Annotated in this window: 9 protein-coding genes, 1 tRNA gene and 1 pseudogene; 2 read left to right on the forward strand and 9 right to left on the reverse strand. The window is 58.0% G+C overall.

The genetic code is table 11. The features are described 5' to 3' along the window. Positions 1-18: 18 nt before the first annotated feature. The 4 genes and pseudogenes from IE099_RS18455 to IE099_RS18470 all read right to left on the reverse strand — a co-directional run bounded on the left by IE099_RS18455 (position 19) and on the right by IE099_RS18470 (position 14360). Positions 19-1901, reverse strand: a pseudogene (locus tag IE099_RS18455) (peroxidase family protein). 83 nt (positions 1902-1984) lie between these two features. Further along, entirely contained in the window at positions 1985-2650 is a 666-nt protein-coding gene (locus tag IE099_RS18460) for a 4'-phosphopantetheinyl transferase family protein (protein WP_189573460.1), read from the reverse strand. A gap of 2 nt (positions 2651-2652) precedes the next feature. Beyond that, positions 2653-13566 (reverse strand): non-ribosomal peptide synthetase/type I polyketide synthase, encoded by a 10914-nt coding sequence (locus IE099_RS18465; protein WP_189573463.1) that lies wholly within the window; start codon positions 13564-13566, stop codon positions 2653-2655. Next, positions 13563-14360: a carbon-nitrogen family hydrolase gene (locus tag IE099_RS18470; RefSeq protein ID WP_189573466.1), complete on the reverse strand. Its 798-nt coding sequence runs from the start codon at positions 14358-14360 to the stop codon at positions 13563-13565. The genes IE099_RS18465 and IE099_RS18470 overlap by 4 nt, the downstream gene beginning before the upstream one ends. 440 nt (positions 14361-14800) lie before the next feature. On the opposite strand from IE099_RS18470, the gene IE099_RS18475 reads away from it, so the two are divergent. Together IE099_RS18475 and IE099_RS18480 are read left to right on the forward strand one after the other, a co-directional pair. Then, the gene (locus IE099_RS18475) at positions 14801-16342 is read left to right on the forward strand and encodes a hybrid sensor histidine kinase/response regulator (RefSeq protein WP_189573469.1); all 1542 of its coding nucleotides are present in this window, start codon (positions 14801-14803) and stop codon (positions 16340-16342) included. A 69-nt stretch (positions 16343-16411) separates the two neighbouring features. Continuing rightward, positions 16412-17014: an SOS response-associated peptidase gene (locus IE099_RS18480; protein ID WP_189573472.1), complete on the forward strand. Its 603-nt coding sequence runs from the start codon at positions 16412-16414 to the stop codon at positions 17012-17014. Between the two features lie 37 nt (positions 17015-17051). Here IE099_RS18480 and IE099_RS18485 read toward each other — a convergent pair whose 3' ends face one another. The 5 genes from IE099_RS18485 to IE099_RS18505 all read right to left on the reverse strand — a co-directional run bounded on the left by IE099_RS18485 (position 17052) and on the right by IE099_RS18505 (position 21621). Beyond that, the gene (locus IE099_RS18485; RefSeq protein WP_189573475.1) at positions 17052-18155 is read right to left on the reverse strand and encodes a metallophosphoesterase; all 1104 of its coding nucleotides are present in this window, start codon (positions 18153-18155) and stop codon (positions 17052-17054) included. A gap of 133 nt (positions 18156-18288) precedes the next feature. Beyond that, positions 18289-18376, reverse strand: a tRNA-Leu gene (locus IE099_RS18490). A gap of 78 nt (positions 18377-18454) precedes the next feature. Then, positions 18455-19756: a cation:proton antiporter gene (locus IE099_RS18495; protein WP_189573478.1), complete on the reverse strand. Its 1302-nt coding sequence runs from the start codon at positions 19754-19756 to the stop codon at positions 18455-18457. Positions 19757-19820: 64 nt separating this feature from the next. Next, entirely contained in the window at positions 19821-20267 is a 447-nt protein-coding gene (locus tag IE099_RS18500) for a hypothetical protein (RefSeq protein WP_189573480.1), read from the reverse strand. 13 nt (positions 20268-20280) lie between these two features. Continuing rightward, positions 20281-21621: a TonB-dependent receptor gene (locus IE099_RS18505; RefSeq protein ID WP_189573483.1), complete on the reverse strand. Its 1341-nt coding sequence runs from the start codon at positions 21619-21621 to the stop codon at positions 20281-20283. Positions 21622-21645: the final 24 nt, after the last annotated feature.

The raw sequence follows: 21645 nt of genomic DNA on the forward strand, positions 1-21645 counted from the left end.
AATCCAAGAAGTTCGCTCTTAACGCCGCCGAGAGTCCTGACTGGATTTGTCCCGATTGTTAGAAGATCGGCCGGCAGAAGTTTCCTCCGCTGATAGGAAGACGTTCTCCTGAAGCTCGTCTCCAATGTCGGTATTGCGCCGGATGATGGTGGCGAGGGTTTGCTTTTCCACCATCTTCACCAATTCCGCGGGCAGGTGATTGAGGTAGTGGAAGCGGTCTCCATCCCGCAGGCGGGTGAATTGGTTGACCATGATGCGGTGGAGAAGAGGCCCCACCATTGCGCCGGGCACCTTGGGCTCGCTGAGGCAGCCAACCCAGAGATCGACCTGATCCGGTGACTCATAAACTTCGCGCAGGGTCTCTTCCAACTCGGGATTGATGTCCCGCAGACGACGGGCGGGGCGCAGTCGGGCCGCTCGGCGCAGGGTGTTGTAGTGGGAAGTCCATGGTCACGTCCGCGCTGGATATTGAGGGTGGCCAAATCGAAACCACCGGATCCGGGAGGGCCGAAGAGGAGGTTGCGAACCTCATCCACCAACTTCTCGTCCAGTTCCTGACAAGTCTGTGCAGCTAATCCGCGCAGGATGGAGTCGATTCCGTTTTCCTCGATATGAATGGGATTGAAAAAGGCGTTCGCCAATGACAGGTGGCCTTCTGCGGCTTCCTCTCCCTCCGCATCGATTCGCAGCAGTTGGGAAGAAAGCATGGTGTGTCCCATGCGGTAGGCCGCGGACCCGAATTCGTTGGCGATACTGGCGTCGACCTCCGGGTCGTAGCCTTCGTAAGGCGGCAGGGCTCTTTCCCCCAAAAGGATGGGCAGGAACTCACGATAGGTGATGGCTTGGAGCTCTGCGGTGACAATCAGGCGGGCAAACTGATAGGCCTCTTCGCCAGTTCCGTCGGGATTCTCTTCGAGGTAGCGTTCGGCCCATTGGTTGTGCTCTCGAACAAAGAGCGTGTGCATCGCGGTTAGACCCACCTGCTCATTGGCTCGCACGTCGCCTGCGAGAAAGTAGTTGGGTGAGGCCACCGGGGCATTGTCCAGTCCGGTGAAGTTGTAAGGCAGGAGGTCGCCGAAGTCGGAGTCAGTCACGCGGAGGCGCCCAGATCCGTCGAGCGCTCGCAGAGCATAGGCCCGTGCTTCAGTAGAGCCGTAGATCATGGAACCGTCGATGTAGGAGGTGAGAGCGTTGATCTGCTCGCGCGGACTACTATGTTCCTCGTAGAAAGAGCGGTTCATCGGCATTTCCGATCCCGGGGTGAACCAGATGTCATCCGCAGGAATGGTGATGTTGAAAGGCTCCGCAGGGTCGATGGTGGGGGTCTCCACAATATCGTGATCCAGAAATTGCCCCCACTGCCAAAGATAGTCGGTGGCACCCAAGGCATTGGGCATGCTTTCCGACTGGGAACAGATGGCATTGGAAATCGCTCTGGCATTGGGGCGGTCGGCTCCCGAGGGGTCGCTCTCGCCGTCGGCGTAGGCGGGGTCCACCAGTCGAATGAAGGGCTGCTCGGCGGCACCTTGGAAAGGGTTTTCCACATTGTTGCCGTAGCCGTCGATGGGGGCGATTTCGGCGGGGAGGTCGAGGTCGACTTCTTCGCGCTCGCGCCGGACCTCCTCCCGGGATTCCTCCGTCGGTTGGGGAGACCGTTTCATCGGTCGCGGGGTGAGGGGGAGTTGTCGGTCGTCACGGGTTTGGGAATCATCACTCGATTGACCGTAGGCGGGAGCGAAGACAAAAAAGCTGAAGCCAAGTGCGGGGAGCCAAAGTCTCGCGGACTTTCTGACAATGGGAAGGGGAGCGGTCTCGCCTACCTGAATGGGGGTTGGTTTCTCGTGGTTCTCTTGGGGTTGAGAAGCGCGAGCCGGATTCATCTTTTTCAATCTCGCTTTCATAATGATGCCCCGATGGAAAGGCAGTCGTGTAAAGCCTTGATGTCGAAGCAGGCGAGAAGTGTTAAGACTTCGTAACGGAAGCTCTAATCAGAAAAGTCGAAGGAGGTGACTTTGGTAAACGCTTCCTTGCTGGCGAGATGAGCCACATACCCCGGTATGGCGTTGAAGGGGTGGAGCAGATGTCTGTTCTTTCCGAGATGCGAAATCGATGCAAGTGAGGGGAGCTCGGTTTGCAGTTCGTGGGGCTCCATTTCGAAGCCGGTTCCCAAGGCTTTGACAAAGGCTTCTTTGGCTGTCCAAAGCTGAAAGAACAGGTTCGATTTGTCCTCGTTGGAGAGAGAAAGAAAGTGAGTCCACTCGGCCTTGCTCGCAATGCGTTCAGCCAAGCTGTCGAGGTCTTCCGGAATCTGGATACGCTCGATGTCGATTCCTACGGGATTTCTAGTAGTAACGGCCAAGAGGCTGAGGCCGGCGGTGTGGGAAATGCTGAATTCCAATCCGGGGAGAGCGGGCTTTCCTTGCTGGTTTTCAGTAAAGCTCAGGTCTTCTGGCCTTTCTCCGAGGTAGCGCGAAAGAATCGTCCGTTTGTGCGACTGGGTGGCGCAGTAGCGATGGCGATCATTCGCAAAGCGATATCGCTCCATGCGCTCAACTTCAGCAGGGGAGAGCCGCGTTTTCTCGCCGCCTTCCTGCTTCAGTTTCCAGACATGGACTTCCCCGGCAGTAGGAAGGGGCGGGTGGGGGCTCATGCCTAGGCGCGGACGGAGAGAATTTTGTGCAGCTCTTTGGCAAAGTCTTCCACGTGAGGCTCTTGGAAAATCGTGAGGTGTTCACCCGGAATGGGGATCAGCTCCAACTGCCCGCGCACATAACCGTCCCAGCCCAAGTGAGGTGGGTAGATCACGCCATCGCCCTGGTCTTCGGCGGTGAAGAGCACCACGTCGCCATCGTAGGAACGGGGACGGTAGCGCTGCATGGCCTTGTCGTGGGCTTCGCGAACGATCACGGTCTGCAGCTTGGCACCCATGTCCATTCCGGTCGAGGAGGCGACGCTGGCGGCTGCCTTTTCGGTTCCCACCTTCAACTTGTTCACCAGGCCTTCGCCGAAGCGTCCGCTCAGCTTGCCGACCTTGCCCACCCAGGATTTCTCCGAGCTCTCCTGCCACTGGCGGGACGCTCTTTCCGCGAGGGAAAGGTAGCGGGGAGCGACTGCTGGATTATCGGTGTCGAAGAGGCAAAGCAATTCAATCTCCTGTCCCTGGGCCTTGAGCTGCTGGGCAATTTCGTAGACCACAATGCCTCCGAAACAATAGCCGCCTAACAAATAAGGTCCTTCGGCTTGTACGGTTTGGATTTGTTCGAGGTAGGTTGCCGCAGTTTCCTCGATAGTGGTGGCAATATCGCTTTCGCCCGAGAGCGCGGGCGCTTCGAGAGTATAGAATGGGCGGTCCGGGTCCACACGCTCGGCCAGGCTACGATAGATCAAGGTTCCGCCGTCCCCTCCATGGATGCAGAAGATCGGCGTTTTGCTGCCGGTCTTGCGGATCGCGGTGAGGTTGGCTGGAGCTGCTTTGGCTGGTTCTTTGGGAGCAAAGCGGGCTGCGAGCCCTTCGATGGTGGGGCTTTCAAAGAGAGTGGAGAGGGGGAGCTTTTTCCCGAATTCCTTCTCAATTTGATTGAAAAGCTTGAGCGCCTGCAGCGAGTGGCCTCCCAGGTCGAAGAAGGAGCGGTTGGCGGGCACCTCGTCGATCTTGAGCACACGGCTCCACAGTTGAGCCATGCGTTTCTCGGTCTCGCTTTCCGCATAACGGAGGTTCTGCTCAGGGGTCGCCGAGTCCGCTTCGGGAGTCGGCAAGGCGCTGTCATCGACCTTGCCATTGTCGGTCACGGGGAGCGTTTCCATGGCCACTATGCGTGCGGGAATAAGATGGCTGGGGAGGAAGGACTGCAGGAAGCCCTTGACCTCGCCCTCTTCCACTGCGGTGCGTGAGGTGATGTAGGCTACCAAGGATTTGTCCTCCGCCGATTCGCCGCGGGCAACGACCCGGGCTTGAGTGATAGCTTCATGGCGGCAGAGAGCTTCTTCAATTTCGCTGGGATCGATGCGATAGCCGCGAATCTTCACTTCCTCGTCAACGCGGCCCAGGAACTCGATGACGCCGTCCGGGCGATAGCGGGCCCGGTCGCCACTGCGGTAGAGCTTGGAGTCGCTTTCGATGGAGAAGGGGTTGGTGATGAAGCGCTCGGTAGTGAGCTTTTCATTTTCAAAATACCCCCGGGCCAAGCCGTCGCCGCCGAAGAACAACTCGCCTTCGGTCATGGGGGGGAGGGGGTTGAGATGTTCGTCTAACAGATAGACCTCACTGTTCGAGATGGGCTTGCCAATCGGGATGGAGCTGCCGTCCAGATCCGCCGAGGTGATGGTGTGACAGCAGCTGAACGTCGTGTTCTCGGTAGGACCATATCCGTTGATGAGCCTGAGGTCCGGGAGCTCGCGCAGAACCTTGCCGACATGGTGCTTGGAGAGCACGTCGCCCCCAGCGAGGAGCTGCTTCAAGGGGCGCAGAGCTTCCAGTTTTTCATCAATCATGAGCTGGAAAAGCCCTGAGGTGAGCCAGAGGGTGGTGACCCTGTGGTCGCGAATCTCTTTGGCGATGGTGTCGAGGCTGGGCGCACCCGGTGGCAGGAGAACCAGGCGACCCCCATTGAGCAAAGGCGCCCAAATCTCGAAGGTGGAAGCATCGAAGGAAAGGGAGGATGCCTGCAGATAGACCTGACTGTCGTCGAGCTCGGCGTAATTGGTGTTCTTAACCAAGCGGACAATGCCGCGATGGGGAATCTCGACTCCCTTGGGATTGCCGGTGGAGCCGGAGGTGAACATGATGTAGGCTAGGTCCGTCGCCTTGTTCGTGAGTGGCAGGTTCGCGCTGCCCGCATCATTGGCGTCTTCGTCGTTGAAGACCTCGTCCACCGCAATCAATTTACATTGGGCCGGTGCCGCAATCTGGGAGCTGAAGTTGGAGCGAGTCAGAATGACCTTTGGCTGAGCGGATTCGATCAAGGCTGCGATTCTTTCCTGAGGATAGCAGGGATCGACAGGCAGGTAGGCACCCCCGGCCTTGAGGACAGCGAGGATGGAGATGATGTAGTCAAAGGACCGGTCCAAGACCACGGGCACGGGGCGGTTGGTTTCGATCCCGGCATTGCGGAGTTGGACCGCCAGGCGATTGGCCAAGCGGTTGAGGGTTTGATAACTCATCGTCCAGTCCCGCAGTTGCAGAGCGGTTCTCTCGGGATGAGTCGCGGCCACTTCTTCGAAGAGCTGCTGCACAGTGGAGGTGCGGGGGTAGTCGGTCTCGTTGTTTGCCGAGAGCGGGAGTGGGCGACCCATGGCCTGCGGCGCGGGGGCGGGGAGCTCTTTCCCAGAGGGGCCTTCCGGATTGTTGGCGATGCCCTCGAGAATCTCGCGATACTGTTTCATCCAGCCCTCCACCGTGCTGTGGTTGAAGACCGCGGTGTTGAAGTGGCACTCGATGCTCACTCCGTTCTTGGACTCAACGAGGTTGAGGAAGAGCAGCTGGTTGACAAAGGATTTGGGACTATCAACGAACTCGGTTTCCAAGCCTTCGAAAGGTTTGAAGTAGTCCATGCGTTCCAAGTTGAAACCCACCTCGGTGAGCGGCATGCGGCCGGGACGACGTTGCAGCTTTAGGCGTGGAACCAGCTGGCCATAGGTGCAGTCCTGATGCTCGTAGGCTTCCAGAACCCGGGCGGCAACGATTTGCACGAGCTCGCTAAACGGTTGGTTCTCCTCGACCTTGGCGCGCAGGGGCAGGAAGTTCACGCAATGGCCCACCATGTTCTCGAGTCCCTGTGAACTCTGTCCGGCGGCGGGGATTCCGATCACCAGATCACTTTGTCCAGTCAGGCGATGGAGCAAAATCTGAAAAGCGCTCAGAGTGGTGGCGTAAAGAGTCGCCCCTGAGCGGGCACCGGCCTTGCGCAGGCTCTTCAGCAAACTGGCGTCGACGGATTCGTGCAAAGTCGCGCCCGAGAAAGTCCGGTGCTGCGGGAAGGGGCGGTCGGTAGGCAGGTTGAGAATCGGAACGGTGTCCGGATACTGCGAAATCCAGTAGTCGAGGTGCGGGTCCGGCTTGCCCGACTGCTCGTGTTCAGCGCGCTGAAGAGCGTAATTGGCAAAGCTCGCCGAAGGCTCCAGGGGATTGGGGAGACCTTGCGAAAAAGCATTGTAGCAATCGCTGAGGTTCTCAATGAGCACGTTGAAGGACCAGCCGTCCGCAACGATGTGATGCGCCGTTAGAAAGAGAATGTGGCGGTCTTCGCTGACCTTCGTGAGCTTGGCGCGAAGGAGAGGAGCGGTTTGAAGATCGAATGGAGTGAGAGCTTGTGTCTGGGTCGCGAGTTGAATCGCTTCTCCTTTTTCCTCATCGGAAAGACCTGACAGATCCTGATGCCGGAAGGGGACTTCCACTCGATCCGCAATGGACCAAGTGTCGCCATCCAAGTCGAAGGACGAGCGCAAAGCGTCGTGATGATTGACGACGGTATTGAGCGCCTTCTCGAGTGCTGCGCTGTCCAAGGAGCCTTCAAAGACGAGTGAGGTCGCTTCATTGAAAGCGCAGGAGGCTTCGTGTCCGAGTTGGCAGGCGAGCCAGATTTCCTGCTGGGCTTCGGTGAGCGGAAGGTTCTCGGTCTTCTTGGGTGCAAGGACTTGTTTGCTCTCGGTGGTGACGGGGGCTGTCACCTTGGCCGGAGCACTGCCGCCGAGGCGCGGAGGGGGACCGGTGAGCTGAGGGCCATCGAGGAGCTTGATGGCGTCGGTCTTTTTGAGGAATCCGCCCGCCTGCAGTTCTGCCACCGATTCCTTGAAGGCGCGAATGACGTAATCGATGTCTTCGTCGGTGTGCGCGGTGGTGATGTAGGAGGGGAAGCCCTCCAAGATGAAGACGCCTTTCTTTCTCAGATGGAAGAAGAGGAGGTTGCCATACTTGCAGTCTTCGCCGACCCGCACAAAGAAGCGCGAGTGGAGTCCGGGCAATCGGATGGGGACCTCGTTGTCGACCATGAACTGGTCGACGGTTCGATAGAGGCGTTCCGCGCGGGCTTTGAGGTTGGCCCACAGCAGAGGACCCTGGCTCTTGAGATGTTTCAGCACGGCGTTGGCCGCCGCGATGCCGAGAGGGTGTCTCACAAAGGTGCCGGCAAAGAAGGTCACGTCGCCTTCGGGGAAAGAGTCGTCGCCGTATTGCCAGTGGCCGCCATCGAAGGTGTCCATGTATTTGGCCTTGCCCGCCACGATCCCGATAGGGAGCCCACCGCCAATGACTTTGCCGTAGGTGGAGATATCGGATTTGACCCCGTAGAAGCCTTGCGCGCCGTGAGGGCCGTCGCGAAGTCCGCAGATGACCTCGTCGAAGATGAGCAGAGAGCCCGCCTCGTCGGCCACCGTGCGGAGGGCCTTGACGAACTCGTGGGGCTGGAATTCGGGACGGCGACTTTGCACCGGCTCGATCATGATGGCTGCCAGTTCGTGGGCGTGTTCCTTCAGGATTTCGAGGGACTCGTCGGTGCCGTAGTCCAGCACCAGCATGTTGGAGACTGCCGACTTGGGCACTCCGGGAGCGCTGGGGAAGGTGCGGGGCTTGCGTTTGGTTTGGGAGCCCCGCAGGAGGACCTCGTCGAAGTTTCCGTGGTAGTCTTTGGTAAAGACCGCAATCTTGTCGCGACCGGTGGCGGTGCGCGCGAGACGCATGGCGGCTTGCACCGCTTCCGAGCCCGTGCAGACGAAGGACGCACGCTCGTTGCCGGTCATCTCGCAAAAAAGCTGGGCGGTCTCGCCAGTGAGAGGGGACTGGGGGCCGACCTCGAAGCCTTCCTCCATTTGTTTTCTAACAGCTTCTAACACGAAGTCGGGGGAGTGACCAAAGAAGCCGGGCCCGAAGCCGTTGAGGATGTCGATATACTCGTTGTCATCAATATCGAGCAGGCGGGAGCCCTTGGAACGCTTGACCACCAGCTGGTAGATCATTTCTTTCCAAGAGCGGTTGAAGCCCGAGACGGTGCGGGGGTCCGCGTGGTATTGGCGATACTTCGCGGTCCACTCTTTGGAAGACTTTGAGCGTGCCACGTAGCTGCTGATCAGCTGGTCAAGGTGTTGGCGCTGCTGGGTGGTGAGGGAGTCATCCGCATCGCGGGTGATGGAAGTTGTTGTTCCGGAGGCTGTGCCGCCACTCTTTGGTTCTTCCTTGGGTTGGTCGTTTTGTTTGGGGGTAGAAGGAATAGGGGCTACCGGCATCGCGGCAGCTTGAGGGGTGGGAGCAGTCGGGAGGGCGTTGGGCGCAGGAGGGAGGCCGGCCAGCATTTGCATCTGCTGTTGCATGAACTGCATTTGCTGCATCTGCATGTTCATCATCTGCGCCATGAGCGCTCCCTGATCTCCGCCAACGGTTGGGAAAGGCTGTTGCACGGGGGCGAACTGGGGTGCTGCCTGCGCGGGTTGTTGCGGGAGAACCTGCTGGGGAGCGGCTTCGGTCGGTGCGGGGGCCGCAGCGGCGGGCTGAAACTGGCTGGGGTCGGCCTCTTTATCCAAGTGACCGACGATGTCCCCGATGGTTGGCAACTCGGCGAGGAGCTGGCGCATGGTGGTGGCGACTCCGAAGGCCTTTTCGATTTCCTTGCTGACCTGGGTCAGCATCAGGGAGTCAAAGCCGAGCTCGATGAGGGTGGCGTCGGCTTCCATTTCTTCGGGTTCGATTCCGGAGAGATCGTTGAGGACTTGGCAAAGTCTTTCCTGGATAACGGGCTTGCGGTCGGTGGACATGACGGGTGGAACAGTTTGAGGAAGGGTGGCTTGAGCCGCTGGGGGCGCAAGCGGTTGAGAAGGTTGAGGGGGGACGGGGATTTCGGTTGTGAGCGGCTTGGGATCGATCCAGAAGCGCTTCCGCTCGAAAGGATAGGTGGGGAGGGGAACCCGCTTGCGGACTTCTGCGCCGGTGTAGGCCTCCCAATCGATGGTGTGGCCGTGGATCCAGAGCTGGCCAAGGGCGAGCTGGAAGTGGAGGGCGTCGGAGTCCGTGTCGGCTGCGTGGCCCGAGGTGGAGAAGATGGCTTGCTTTGCCTTCTTGTCTGCCACTTGGCGCGAGAGCGTGGAAAGGGTCTGACCGGGGCCGACCTCCAGTAATGTGGTTTCTGGGGCTTCGCAGAAGTGCGCGGCCGCTTGGGTGAAGCGCACTGTTCGGCGCACATGGGAGGCCCAATAGTGCGGGTCGGTGGCTTGGTCGTCGCTGAGCCACTCGGTGGTGACTGTGGAGCGAATGGGGATTAGCGGAGGATGGAGTGCGGCCTTTTCGATGACCTTCTGAAAAGGTTCGACGACCTCGTCCATCATCCAGCTATGGAAGCCGTGGGAGGTGTGGAGAGGTTTGGCTGCAATGTCTTGTTCGGAGAGGGTGGCGGTGAACTTTTCCAGCTCATCGTGGGGACCCGCAACGACACAAAGTTCGGGGCCGTTGACAGCGGCAAGGTCGAGCCTCTCGGGGATGAGGGGGGCGAGCTTTTCTTCACTAAGCCTGACGGAAAGCATTCCGCCGGGTTCGACTGCTTGCATCAAGGCACCCCGCTGGGCGAGAATGGCGAGCGCGTCTTCCAAGGAAAGAATGCCCGAGATGGTGGCGGCCACGAGTTCGCCGACACTATGACCGACGAGGGCGGTTGGCTGCATGCCCCAGTGCATCAGGAGTCGGGCCTGGCAGTAGCTCAGCACAAAGATGGCGGGCTGGGCCATGATGGTTTGCTTGATGCGATGGGCGGCCGCGTCCTGATCCGCCTCAGGGGCGGGGAAGAGGGTGTCGCGCAAGTCTTCCCCCATGAGAGGGAGGAGAATCTCCGCACAACGATCGAGCTCGCTTCGGAAAAAGGGCTCGGACTGATAGAGGTCGCGTCCCATGCCCACGGTCTGGGACCCTTGGCCGGGGAACATGAAGACGAGAGGGGCGTCCACCTGTTTCGGCGAGCCTTTCGCGGAGCGGGCTTTCTCCAGATGCAGAGAGTCACCCACGAGGACCTGACGCTTGGCAAAGTGCTTGCGGCCGATGCGTAGGGTGTGGGCGATATCGGCGGGGTTGAGGTCGGGATGGCTTGCGCAATAGCTGACCAAATTGTCCTTCATCGCCGCCAAGGCCTCATCGCTTCGGGCGGAGAGAGGGAAGATCTGATAGGGGCGGGCACTGGGGCTGGATTCCTGTTTGGGAGGTTCCTCCAAAATGATGTGGGCGTTGGTGCCGCCGACTCCAAAGGAAGAAATGCCTGCCCTTCGTGGTCCCTGATTCGGCTGCCAATCGGTGAGATCGGCGTTGACATGGAAAGGGGAGTTCTCGAAGTCGATCTTCGGATTGGCCTTCTGAAAATGGAGGGTCGCGGGGAGCTTGCCGTGCTCCAGAGAGAAAGCCGTCTTGATGGTGGCGGTGACTCCGGAGGCGATGTCGAGATGGCCCACGGAGGGCTTTACCGAACCGATGGCACAGCCTTGTTTGTGGGTGACGCCCAGGTCGCGGAAGGCTTTGGTTAGGCCGGCGACCTCAATGGGATCGCCCAGCGGAGTGCCGGTGCCGTGTGCTTCGACGTAGGTGATAGTGGAGGGATCGATACCCGCGTCCGTGATGGCGTCTTTAATGACACCGGCTTGTCCGTCGATGCTGGGGGCGGTGTAGGAGTGCTTGCGCCCGCCATCGTTGTTGAGCGCGCAACCCTTGATGACGGCATGGATGTGGTCTCCATCCCGCACGGCATCGTCGAGCCGCTTGAGGAGCACGATGCCCGCGCCATTGGAGAACACGGTGCCAGTCGCTTTTTCATCAAAAGTTCGACAAGAACCGTCCTGCGAGAGAATGCCGTCGGGGGTGAAGTAGTACCCTTTTTTCTCAGGTAAAGTAATGGTCACTCCTCCGGCCAAAGCCATATCGCAAGCTCCCGCTCGCAGGCTGAGACAGGCTTGGGTGATGGCGACCAGTGAGGTCGAACAGGCAGACTGAACGGTCATGGCCGGACCCCGGAGGTCCAGCTTGAAGGCGACGCGGGTGGCGAGGTAGTCCTTGTCGTTGCCGAGCTCGGCCTGCAGGGAGCCAACCTGAATTGACGGGATCCAGTCCGCGAGAAATTCGCGATCGGTGGCGAGGTTGGAGATGGCGTAGGTGTCGAGGTAGTTGCCGGCCCAGACGCCGATTTTTCCCTCATAGTCTTCGGAGTTGTAACCGGCATCTTCCAGGCAATCCCAAGCGAGTTCCAGAAAGACCCGGTGCTGCGGATCCATCAGCTTGGCCTCGTTGGGCAAGACTCCGAAGAACTTGGCGTCGAAGTTTTCCACGTTCTCCATCAGGCCTTTGACGGGAACGTAGCCGGAGTCATTGCTGACGGTGGCGGGATCGATTCCGGCGGAAAGAAGGTCGGCGTCGGTCAGCTGAGTCAGGCACTCTTTCCCATCTAACAGGTTCTGCCAGAATTGGTGCACGTTGGGCGACTCGGGCAGGCGGCAGGACATGCCCACGATGGCGATGTCGCGACTGGTGTTGCTTTCGAATGACACCGGGGCCGTTTCGGTGGTGGCTTCGGAGGTGGTGAAAAGCTTGGATTGTTCGGCCACGGTGGAATGCTGGAAGAGCTCGGGGGCGGTGACTTCCTTGTCGAAGTGTCGGCTCAACTTGGCGAGAAGCTGAATGACCTGAAGCGACTTTCCGCCCAAGTCGGCAAAGCGGTCGTGGCGGCCAATGGGGGACAGGTGGAGAACTTGGCTCCAGAGGCTGGCGATGGCTTCCTCTATCGCACCCATCGGCTTGGCAAAGAGCTCGGAGAGCTCGGGACGTTGGCGAGCCTTCTCCTGGAAGTCGGCCCCGATTTCGTCCACGCGATGCCGGAGAGCAATGGCGCGATACTCTTGGGAAGAAATTAGAGTGGGGTTGGTGGTGGCTGCAGCAGGGGACAGGGAGGCCGAAGTGTCGCGCACGGGTTGCCGCGCCCCTTGTTCAGCTACCGCGAGGGGGAGTCGATAATGGACTACATCGCCTATGGACTGGGAGTGGCCGGACCCGATTTGCTCCAGGAACTGGCGGGCGGGGGTGTTGCGTTCATTGGGGCGCAGAGGGATGAGGATCTCGCTGACGCCGGATTGACGGGCAATCTCAGTGAGGCGCGCGATAATTTTCTGTTCCACTCCTTTGCCCAGAACGCGGCAACTGAGGAGAAGGGAATCGACCGTAAGAAGGTTGCCGGATACCTCGTAGATAACCACCCCAACAAGGCCGTAGTCGCCAAAGCGATCCTTGACCTCGACGGCGAGCACTTCCTTGCCGGATTGGGAAAGGGCTGTGACTTCATCCTCGTTGCGACGGATGGTGGTGGTGTTGAACTGGTTGGTGCGTTGGGTCAGCTGCGCTACCCGTGCGAGATTGTCGTTGGTCAGGCTGGAGAACGAGATTTCCAGCTGCAGTTCGCGCAAGAACGTTTCGTAGTCAGCGGATTGTTCGCGCACTTCCTCTCGCGCCAGCATGGTTTGGTACATGGCGGTGCGCTGGCTGTCCTCGCTGGTGGAGGAGTCGGGGAGTTCCAGACGCCAGTGATGCTTGAGGAATTCCGCGAAGTCGTCGGGATTCTTCGGAAGCTCCACCACCGTGACCTGCGGGATGCTGGCGGCGACTTCGGCGATCTCCATGGGATTGTCGTCCAGGAAGACAAAGGAATCGAGCCCGAGGTTCAGTTGCTCGGCCAGGGCGGCGATGTTCGACGACTTGGACTGCCAATTCACCTTCCATCCCACGATGTCGTCCTCGCGCAGAATCATGCCGGAGTTCTTGCGAAAGACTTCGCGGACATCGTCCTCTTCGTTTTTGGAAGCGAGACAGAGAATCAACCCTGCTTCTTTCCGGCTCTTGATGAATCGCTGGAGAGCTTGGAAGGGTGGAGTGATTTCCAGTTCTTCGGCGCCGATTTCAGCAGCCACCCCGGGCCACAGGGTGTTGTCCGCATCCAGCACCAAGACCTTGGGGGGAGGGACGACGGAGGAGTGCACGCGTCGCGCAATGAGCGTTGCCAGCGATTGATAGTAAGCATCGGTATAGGGCAGATGGCCCTCGCGGTCGGCAATGGGGTCGAGCTTGCTACTGGTCGGATAGTAGTTTGCGAGAGTCTTGCCGGTGACTGCGGGGATTCTCAGTTCGAGACAGCTCTTGGCGATGTCGTTGCAGAGCTCGTTGACCAGTGCCGACATCGCGGGGTCGCGGGCAACTTCTTCCGATGGCTCGGTCAGGATGATGAGGTAGCGCCCTGGGTGCGGGGCTGCTTGGGAGCGCAGGGCCGCGATGAACTCGGTGGTGTTTTTTCGGAGTTCCTGTTGCCACTCCTCCGTGCCCATGGACCCGAACCGTTGCCAGTCCTCGGGGCGAAGGAGAATGACATTGAGCCCACCCGTGTTGCGGTGGAAAGGGGAGGCGGGATCGAGCAGGCTTTGAAAAACCTGATTGTAGGGCGCAAAGCGAAGCGAGGTCTCGATGCCGAGTCGCTGGAACCAATAGTCCAAAACCGGCGCCAAGGGTTCGGCGGTGAAGGTGGCGGAGACCTCAAGAGTGAATTGATTGTTGTCGGAAGATTCGCTCATGAACTTGTTAGGTGATCCACGCCCAAGTTGAAGGATTCCACGCGGTCGTCACTGGCGGGAAAGTCGTTTCGCCACTTGCGCACTTCGTTCAGGTCGAGATTGGCGGCGAGGACTTCGACCTTCGAACCCGCTTCGGCGATGATTTCGCCCTTGGGGTCGATGACGAGAGAGCGGCCGGGAAAGTCGAGGTTGGGGTCGGAGCCCGCGCGGTTGACTCCGATGACGTAGGCCTGATTCTCGATGGCCCGAGCCCGGAGAAGCGTGACCCAATGCTCCACCCGGGGGGAAGGCCAGTTGGCGAGCACGACCAGCAGTTCCGCCTCGGGAGTGGCCATGCGGAAAATTTCGGGAAAGCGGAGGTCGTAACAAACGAAAGGCGAGAGAGTCCACTCGCCCAGAGGCAGGGTCCGGACCCAAGAGCCCGCGCAACCGGCCTCTTTTTCGCCGGAAGGGGTGAAGGGGTGGATTTTGGAATAGCTTCCGCCGAGGGAGCCATCGGAATTGATGAGGACCGCGTCGTTGGTTCGGAGCCCGTCCCGCTCCAGCACGAGGCCTGCGAGAATGGCCGCCTGATGCTTTTTCGCCAAATCAGCGAGGGCGGAAAGGGTCGTGGATTGCTCCGCTGGCTCCGCAACTTTCCCGAAATCCATCGTGAACCCCGTGGCGAACATTTCCGGCAGGACAATGAGGGAGTTTTTTTCGATTTGAGATTGAGCAAGGAGGCTCGCAAGCCTCTCGAGATTGGAGGCTTTTTCTTCCCAAATTGGATCCAGCTGACAGCAATAAACAAGCATGTTAAATCGGGCGAAAATTCCCGCCGCAATGATAATCAATTTCAGCTTAAATTAAATCAAAAAATAATGAATCGTTTTTGTTAAAACGATGGATTTAGGTGCCTTTTTTTGTGCTAAAAACAGGTCTCGGCCGCTGGGTTTTCTTCATTTGACACTTGAAAGTGTCTCGGGGGCGGAGGTTTTCTGTATTCGAGATGAATGAGTTATGAGATTTCTTGTTGGACTGAAATGGGGAACGGAAGGGCTCCTGTTTCCGCGCGTTTCGCATTCAGCTTGGCTTTCTCTGAAAGTGATTCAACCTAGTTGATTGTTTCTTTCTATTGAATTTACTTTATTATCTGGTGATATAGCCATTTAATCGTCAGGTTGGCCGCTCAGCGCGATTAAATCGTCCATTGGTGGGTTTTTTTGACCATTCCGGTGACGTCAGCCTTTTAGTTATGAACAGAACAGTCCAAGCTTTTACCGGTCTCAGTAAGGAGCCGATTGAGATTGAAGCGAGCAAAATTGCTGAGGGGCATTTTCGTCATTTGGCTGAGTCGCTCCCCCAAATTGTTTGGACCGCCGAACCAGACGGGGTGTTGGACTACATCAGTCCCCAGATGGCCCGGTATACTGGGATCAGTGAGGATCACCCCGAATACTTGAACTGGGCCCCACTGATTCATCCCGAGGATCTCGATCGCGTAAATGAAAATTGGCAGAAGAGCCTGGAGACCGGACGGGTTCATGAGCAGGAATTTCGGATTCGTTCTGAATCCGGGTGCTATAGCTGGTTTATTGGCCGAGCAGTTCCCTTTCGGGGAGCTGAGGGGAAGATCGTCAAATGGTATGGCACGACAACAAACATCGATCATCTGAGAAGGGCGGCGGAAGAGAAAGACCGGTTCATCGCGATCCTGGGCCACGAGCTTCGGAATCCGTTGTCGGCGATTTCCAATAGTTTTCAGGCCCTAAGCTCCGGTGCGCTGGAGGAGAGAGAGGTTAAGAAGACTTTCTCGGTGCTTGGACGTCAAATTTCGCATTTGACTCGATTGGTTGAGGACACGTTGGATGTGTCTCGCTTGTCGTCAGGGAATTTCAAGCTGCTCAAGGAACGTCTGGAGCTCAATCAAATCGCGATTGATTGCGTGAGGGATTTTCAAAGCCGGGGGGTCAAGGCCGGAACTCAAGTGAGTCTGAATACTGCCAGCGAAAGGATCTGGGTGGATGGCGATGCGGTTCGGATCTCGCAGTGTCTGAGCAACCTTCTCAATAACGCGGTGAAGTTTACTCCGAAGGAGGCGGCAATCGAGGTCAGACTGGGCGTGGATCCCACGGGGGGAACTGCCTTTATTGAAGTCGAAGACAATGGCGTGGGTTTGGGCGCGGAAGAGATTGGCTCGGTGTTTGAGGCCTTTCATCAAGGGGCCTGCGCCGATCAGTTGAGCAGAGATGGTTTGGGCCTGGGGTTGACGGTCGTTCGCGAGATTACGTCTCTTCATGGGGGTAGCGTGGGTGCGCGGAGTAATGGCTTGGGCAAGGGGGCGGTCTTCACCATCAGGTTCCCCGTGGCCGAGGCTCCTGAAAAGCATCAGGAGGAAGAGACCATTGAGGTGAAGAAGAAGGAGACTGCGAAGATCCTTCTCATCGAGGACGATGAGGATGTGGCAACTACTTTGAAGCTACTTCTGCAGGCGTGTGGTCATGAGGTTGAAGTCGCGCCGGATGCAGGTTCCGCCTTTATCCAGCTGGACGCTCAGCTCCCGGATATCATTTTTTGCGATCTTTCCTTGTCGGGGCATTTGGAGGGGTGGGATATTGCCAGTCGGATCAGAGAGAAAATTTCGTCAGAGCAGCTGCCGTATTTGGTCGCTCTTTCAGGTCATGCTCAGAGCGCTCACATTCGCAAGAGTCTGGAAGTCGGCTTCAAGGAGCACTTGGCAAAGCCTGCTTCCTTGGCTCAGTTGCAGAGTGCGGTGTCCAAGGCTCTGGGGGCTTGATGGGTTTCCCCGCACTTGCAAGCTCGATTTACAAAAGAAAGATTGGCGGTAGGGTCAGGGGCGGACGAAATGTGCAATGCTTACGATATCGGAGGACAGACGGGGAGCTTTCCCAGCGCGCTGAAGGCTCAAGCGGTGCGCGAATTGGAAGAGATGAAGTCGGTCCTTCTCATTCGGCGAACAGATTCAGCCCCTGTGTTACTTTCGGATGGTCAGCTCACCAGGATGAGCTGGGGGTTCCGTCGCCCGGGCTTGGGTGTGGTGAACAATTCGCGCTCTGACAAATTGGAGGGGCCGATGTGGCGGGAGTCCTTTGAGAAAAGACGTTGTCTGATTCCCGTTGCGGGGTATTTCGAATGGACTGGACCGAAGGGAAGCAAGAAGACGTTTCGCTTCCGGAGGAGCGACGGAGAGTTGTTCTGGATGGCTGGCCTATGGGAGGAGTCCCCGGAGTATGGCCGGTGTTTCTCCATGATCACAACCGAGGCCAATCAAATGGTTGCTCCGATCCATCATCGAATGCCCGCGCTACTGGAAACAGGTGAGTGGGAGTCGTACTTGGATGGAAAGCTTGGCAAGTTCGCGCCGAATCCGCTGTCGATTGATTATGAGCCCTGCGCCAATCCCTTGATTCAAAATCCGCCTGCCGGCACACAGCTGGACCTGTTTTAGAAGGCTGAGATGGCGGGTCGGATCACAGGGTTGATCCTTACTGCCCCATTGGCGGTGGTAGAGTGAGGGTGAATTGCAAATTCGAGCCAGTGGCCCAAGCTGAGGCGGGATCGCCTGCGGTACGGGCGAGGTAAGGGGAGACGGTCCAAGCTTTAACTGTTTTTCCGTCCGGTAGAAATTCCAGAAGGCGTACCCAGCCTTCTCCCCCGCGGGGAGCCCATTGGGCGTTGAAGAGCATTTGATGAACCTTGCGTCCGTCGGGATAGTTGTCACTCCGGTGGGTGGCGGCTAGTTCACGAACCATTTCGACTTCGTCGGAATGGGAGTCGACCTTTCGGAAGGCTTTGTAGTGACCATTAAAGACGAATTCGAAGTTGGAATGCTTCGAGACCAGCGCTTCCCAAAGTTCTTCGCCGCAGTGCACGTTCCCTTCTTTGGCGATACCGTATGAATAGGGACTGTTTTTCGTCGTCGGGGTGGTGTGGCGGGGGCGCTGGTCTTCACTGAACAAGGTGGACTCCTGGTCGATGAACTCGTGGGTGAGGAGGATAAAGGACTGGTCGCGATGCTGGCTTGCAACCTGATTGGCCCAGGCTACGACCTCTTTGCGAGGACCGAATTCGAGGGAAAAGATGAGGTAGTCGCGGTCGCCGTGCTGAAAGTGGTAGTAGGCGTTTTCAAGTCTTCCCTCCTCGAATGAGCCCCCAAAGATTTCCTCGTTGAGCGGATTGTCGCGGAGAGAAAAGTAGTCGTTGAGCAGGGTGCTGCGGTCCGATGAATTTTTTCCCAAGTCGTGATTACCCACGGCGAGAATATAGGGCATTTTCCCATCGAACAGAGAGAGGCTGGACTTGGCGCGCTTCCACTGGTCCTCATCATTCGCGTCGACGATGTCTCCGACGTGGAGAGCGAGCCGAATGTTGTAGGTTTGTTGGTTGTCGGTGAGCCACTTCGTGAGTTCGGTGAAGAGTTTGGCGTCTTCGCGGTCACGGACATAGTACTGGGTGTCGGGGATGATTGCGATGGTCCAGGATTTTTCCGAAGGCCGCGAGGGGGCGTCGGTTTTGGCGAGGACCTGGCCTGGCGAAGGGAGGAGCGAGGTGGCGAAGAGAAGCGAAAAAACTAAGAGGCGGGGCATCATGGGAAGGGCAAGAACCCGATGATCCGACATGCCTTGGACCCCGTCAAAGACCCGAACGGGGGGGAGGTTCCCCGAGGGGTAGGGTGAAAAAAAGAAAAGACTTATGATTCCTCATAAGTCTCTCAAAAAAAGATGGTGCTCGAGGGGGGACTCGAACCCCCACAGGATTAACTCCCACCAGATCCTTAGTCTGGCGCGTCTACCAATTCCGCCACCCGAGCAGGTGCGAGCGGCGACTCTTAGGGGTAGAGGAGGAGGGATGCAAGAAAATCTTGAAAAGAAATGGCAGGAAATTTTCGTCAGTGGGATTCTTCCGGTTTTATCGTCGGATCCGAGAGGATGAGTTTGCGAACCAGAGGCCCGAGAGTCAGGCCCTGAACGGCGATCGAGAAGATGACCACCACGTAGGTCATGACGAGGAAGAGTTCGCGGAAATCAGAATCCTTGGGGAGGCCGAGAGCGAGGGCGACCGAGATTCCACCCCTAATCCCGCCCCAAGTGAGGACGCGAATGACCCCGGGAGAGAAATTGCGTTTGCGCTTGAGAAGGGTGACGGGAAGCCAGACCGCAAGGAAACGCGCACTCAGGCCAATCACGATGGCGACGAGGCCGGCGGTGACCGCTGGACCGCTGAGCTTCAAGACGAAGAGTTCGAGACCGATGAGAAGGAAAAGGACGGCATTGAGAATCTCGTCGATGAGCTCCCAGAACTTGTCGAGATGGACGCGTGTGGTGTCGCTCATCGCCAGGAGTCGCCCATGGTTGCCAATCATGAGACCGGCGACGACCATGGCCAAGGGGCCGGAGATGTGCATGCCACCGGCAGCCCGATAGCCGCCGGCGACCAGAGCGAGTGTAATGAGCACTTCAACCTGATAGTTGTCGATGGAACGGAGGAGAAAGTAACCCGCCAGACCCAGCACACCACCCCACAGGATGCCGCCGCCCGCTTCCCACAGGAAGAGCTTGGCGATGCCCATCGCGCCACTGTCGCCATGACTGCCATGGGCGTCCCCGTGGTCCCCTCCCGAAGCCACCGCCAAGCCGACGAGGGCCAGGTAGACGACGACGCCAACCCCATCATTGAACAGGCTTTCTCCCGTGATTTTGGTTTCCAATGACTTGGGGACCTTGGCCTTTTTTAAGATACCCAGAACCGCTACCGGATCAGTAGGGGAGACGATGGAGCCAAAGACCAGGCACCAGATGAAGGGCACTTCTTTCCCAAAGAGAGGAAAGAGGTAGTAGAAGGCACCTCCTACCATAAAGGTTGAAAGCACAACGCCGAGGCTGGCGAGAATGGCGACCAGTCTCTTCTGGTCCCTCAGGTCGTTGAGATTGACGTGAAGGGCACCGGCGAAGAGGAGGAAGCTTAGCATTCCGTCCATCAGAGTTGTGTCGAAATCGATCCCTTCCACAAAGTGGTCAACGGCCGAGGAGACCACTGGAATGAAGTCCCCCAGAAGAATGAGCAGGATGCTGAAGAAGAGGCCGATTAGCATGATGCCAATCGCCGTGGGGAGCTTGATAAAGCGATAGTTGAGATAGGCGAAGACCGCCGCGAGGGTCAGCAGGATGGCCGAGGCATCAAGTAGATTCATCTGCTGGCGAGCCTAAGGGGCTGCCGGCTGAATCCCAAGTCTGAATCTTTCTTCCCGTGGGCTGTTAGGCCGCATTGGAGCCAAAGCGGGCGGCGACCGAAGGTCTGAGCAAAACAATGAAGGTGAAGACCCCCAAAACGGTGCCGATGGGCATGTTGAGGCAGTTGATGCCAGCCAGGATGAAAAGAAAGATGCGGTTGCGAGAAGTCTTCAGAAAGCGCGCGGCCAGAATGTTCATCACCACCAGCCCAATCACGATGAGACCGATGAGCACATAGAATCCCCGTATCCAACCCATGAGCTCAGCCGGTGGCGGGGAAGAGCTGCCAGAGGAGAACTCTGGGCTGTTGAACATAGTGTTCACGACCAGAAAGTGGCCAATTAGAAAAAGAAGGTAGAGTCCCATCAGCCCCGCATTGACGTAGTGGAAGATGCTCAGGAGATTGAGGTGTTCCGCGTCTTTGTCCGCTTGTTGAGCGGGGTTGATTTGGTAGGGCGGTGGCTGTTGCATTGAATGGGAGGCGTTAATTTTTCGCGAGAGCCTCTTTGGGAACCAGGTCTTGCCAAGCGGGGTTGCCCTGTTCCTTCAGGAGTTGGAGATCGCGTGGAGTCCAGTCGAGAAGCACCGGATCGCCGCAAGGGAGGTCCACCACATAGCCGTTTTCCCAAAGAAATTGGTAGAAGGAGCGGAATCGCTCGGGGCTGCGGAAGGTTTCGGCGGTGACGAGGTCGCCGGTCTTCCGGTTTTTCCAAGGGGAAACCAAGAGGCGGACATGATCCTTGAAGAGCCTTCCGAAGGATTCGAGGATACCGCCGTCGAGGTGGCGCGACCACTTCTCCTTAAAGAGCTCATTGAGCAGCCCGATGGAGAGAATCACGCCTATCGGTTCGGAGGTGTATCTGCGCAGGACGGCCACAATCCGGTAAAATTCCGCGCAGCGCGAAATGACCACCGTCTTTCCCAATGCTTGCAGGGCATCCACGCGGTCCAGGAAGTTGACGTAGTCAATGGTTTCGCCCCGGAGAAGGTTGTTCATGGAGATCTCGCACACCTCGATGGGATCCTCCCCGGTGATGTGGAGCTTCCGCCCTTGCTCCAGCATGTCGAGGTGAAGCTTCGTGACGGGGTTGAAGGAGCCTCTGAGAAGTAGCACGGGGCGCTTGTAGAGAACCTCGGCCGGTTGCACCACTTCGCCATCGGGCATGAACATGGCGGTGTCTGTGAGCCCACCGGTGACGAGTTGCAGTGCGCAAATGCGGTTGTCGATGAATTGAAAGGGCTCGCCCCGGAACTTGAGCATATCAATCTCGACCCGCCCGGGAGCCAGATTGTCGATGAGGTGGCGAATGAACTCCTCCAAATGGTCGCGGTAATAGAAGGCCGAGTGGATTAGGTTGAGACCCACGATGCCGAGAGCCTCCATTTGGTCCACGTTCTCTTCATCGAGGAGACGGACGTGGATGAGGATGTCTCCAGCAGGTCCACCGGGCTTGGTCTGCATCCGCAGGCCCATCCAGCCATGGCACTCCGCGGTGTCGCGGTAGCCTCTCGCCCGGACGGTATTGCAATAGGAGAAAAAAGTGGAGTTGGCACCTCGCGCGGGGGACAAGCGTTCGGTGAGAGTGTTGTATTCGTGGTCCAACATCGCTTTCACCCGTTGTCGGGAGACGTAGCGACCAGATTTGCCGTAGATGGCGTCGCTCATCGTCATATCATAAGCTGAGATCGACTTGGCCACTGTGCCGGCCGAGGCAGACGCGCGGAAGAACCAGTTGGCGACTTCTTGCCCAGCCCCAATTTCGGCGAAGACACCGTAGATGGAGGGATCAAGATTGAGTTGGAGAGCTTTGTCCAGGGAGGTCATGGAAGAGAAAGTTTGTAGGGAAAG

Origin of the sequence: Roseibacillus persicicus (genome assembly GCF_014651675.1) — a bacterium.
GTDB lineage: Bacteria > Verrucomicrobiota > Verrucomicrobiia > Verrucomicrobiales > Akkermansiaceae > Roseibacillus > Roseibacillus persicicus.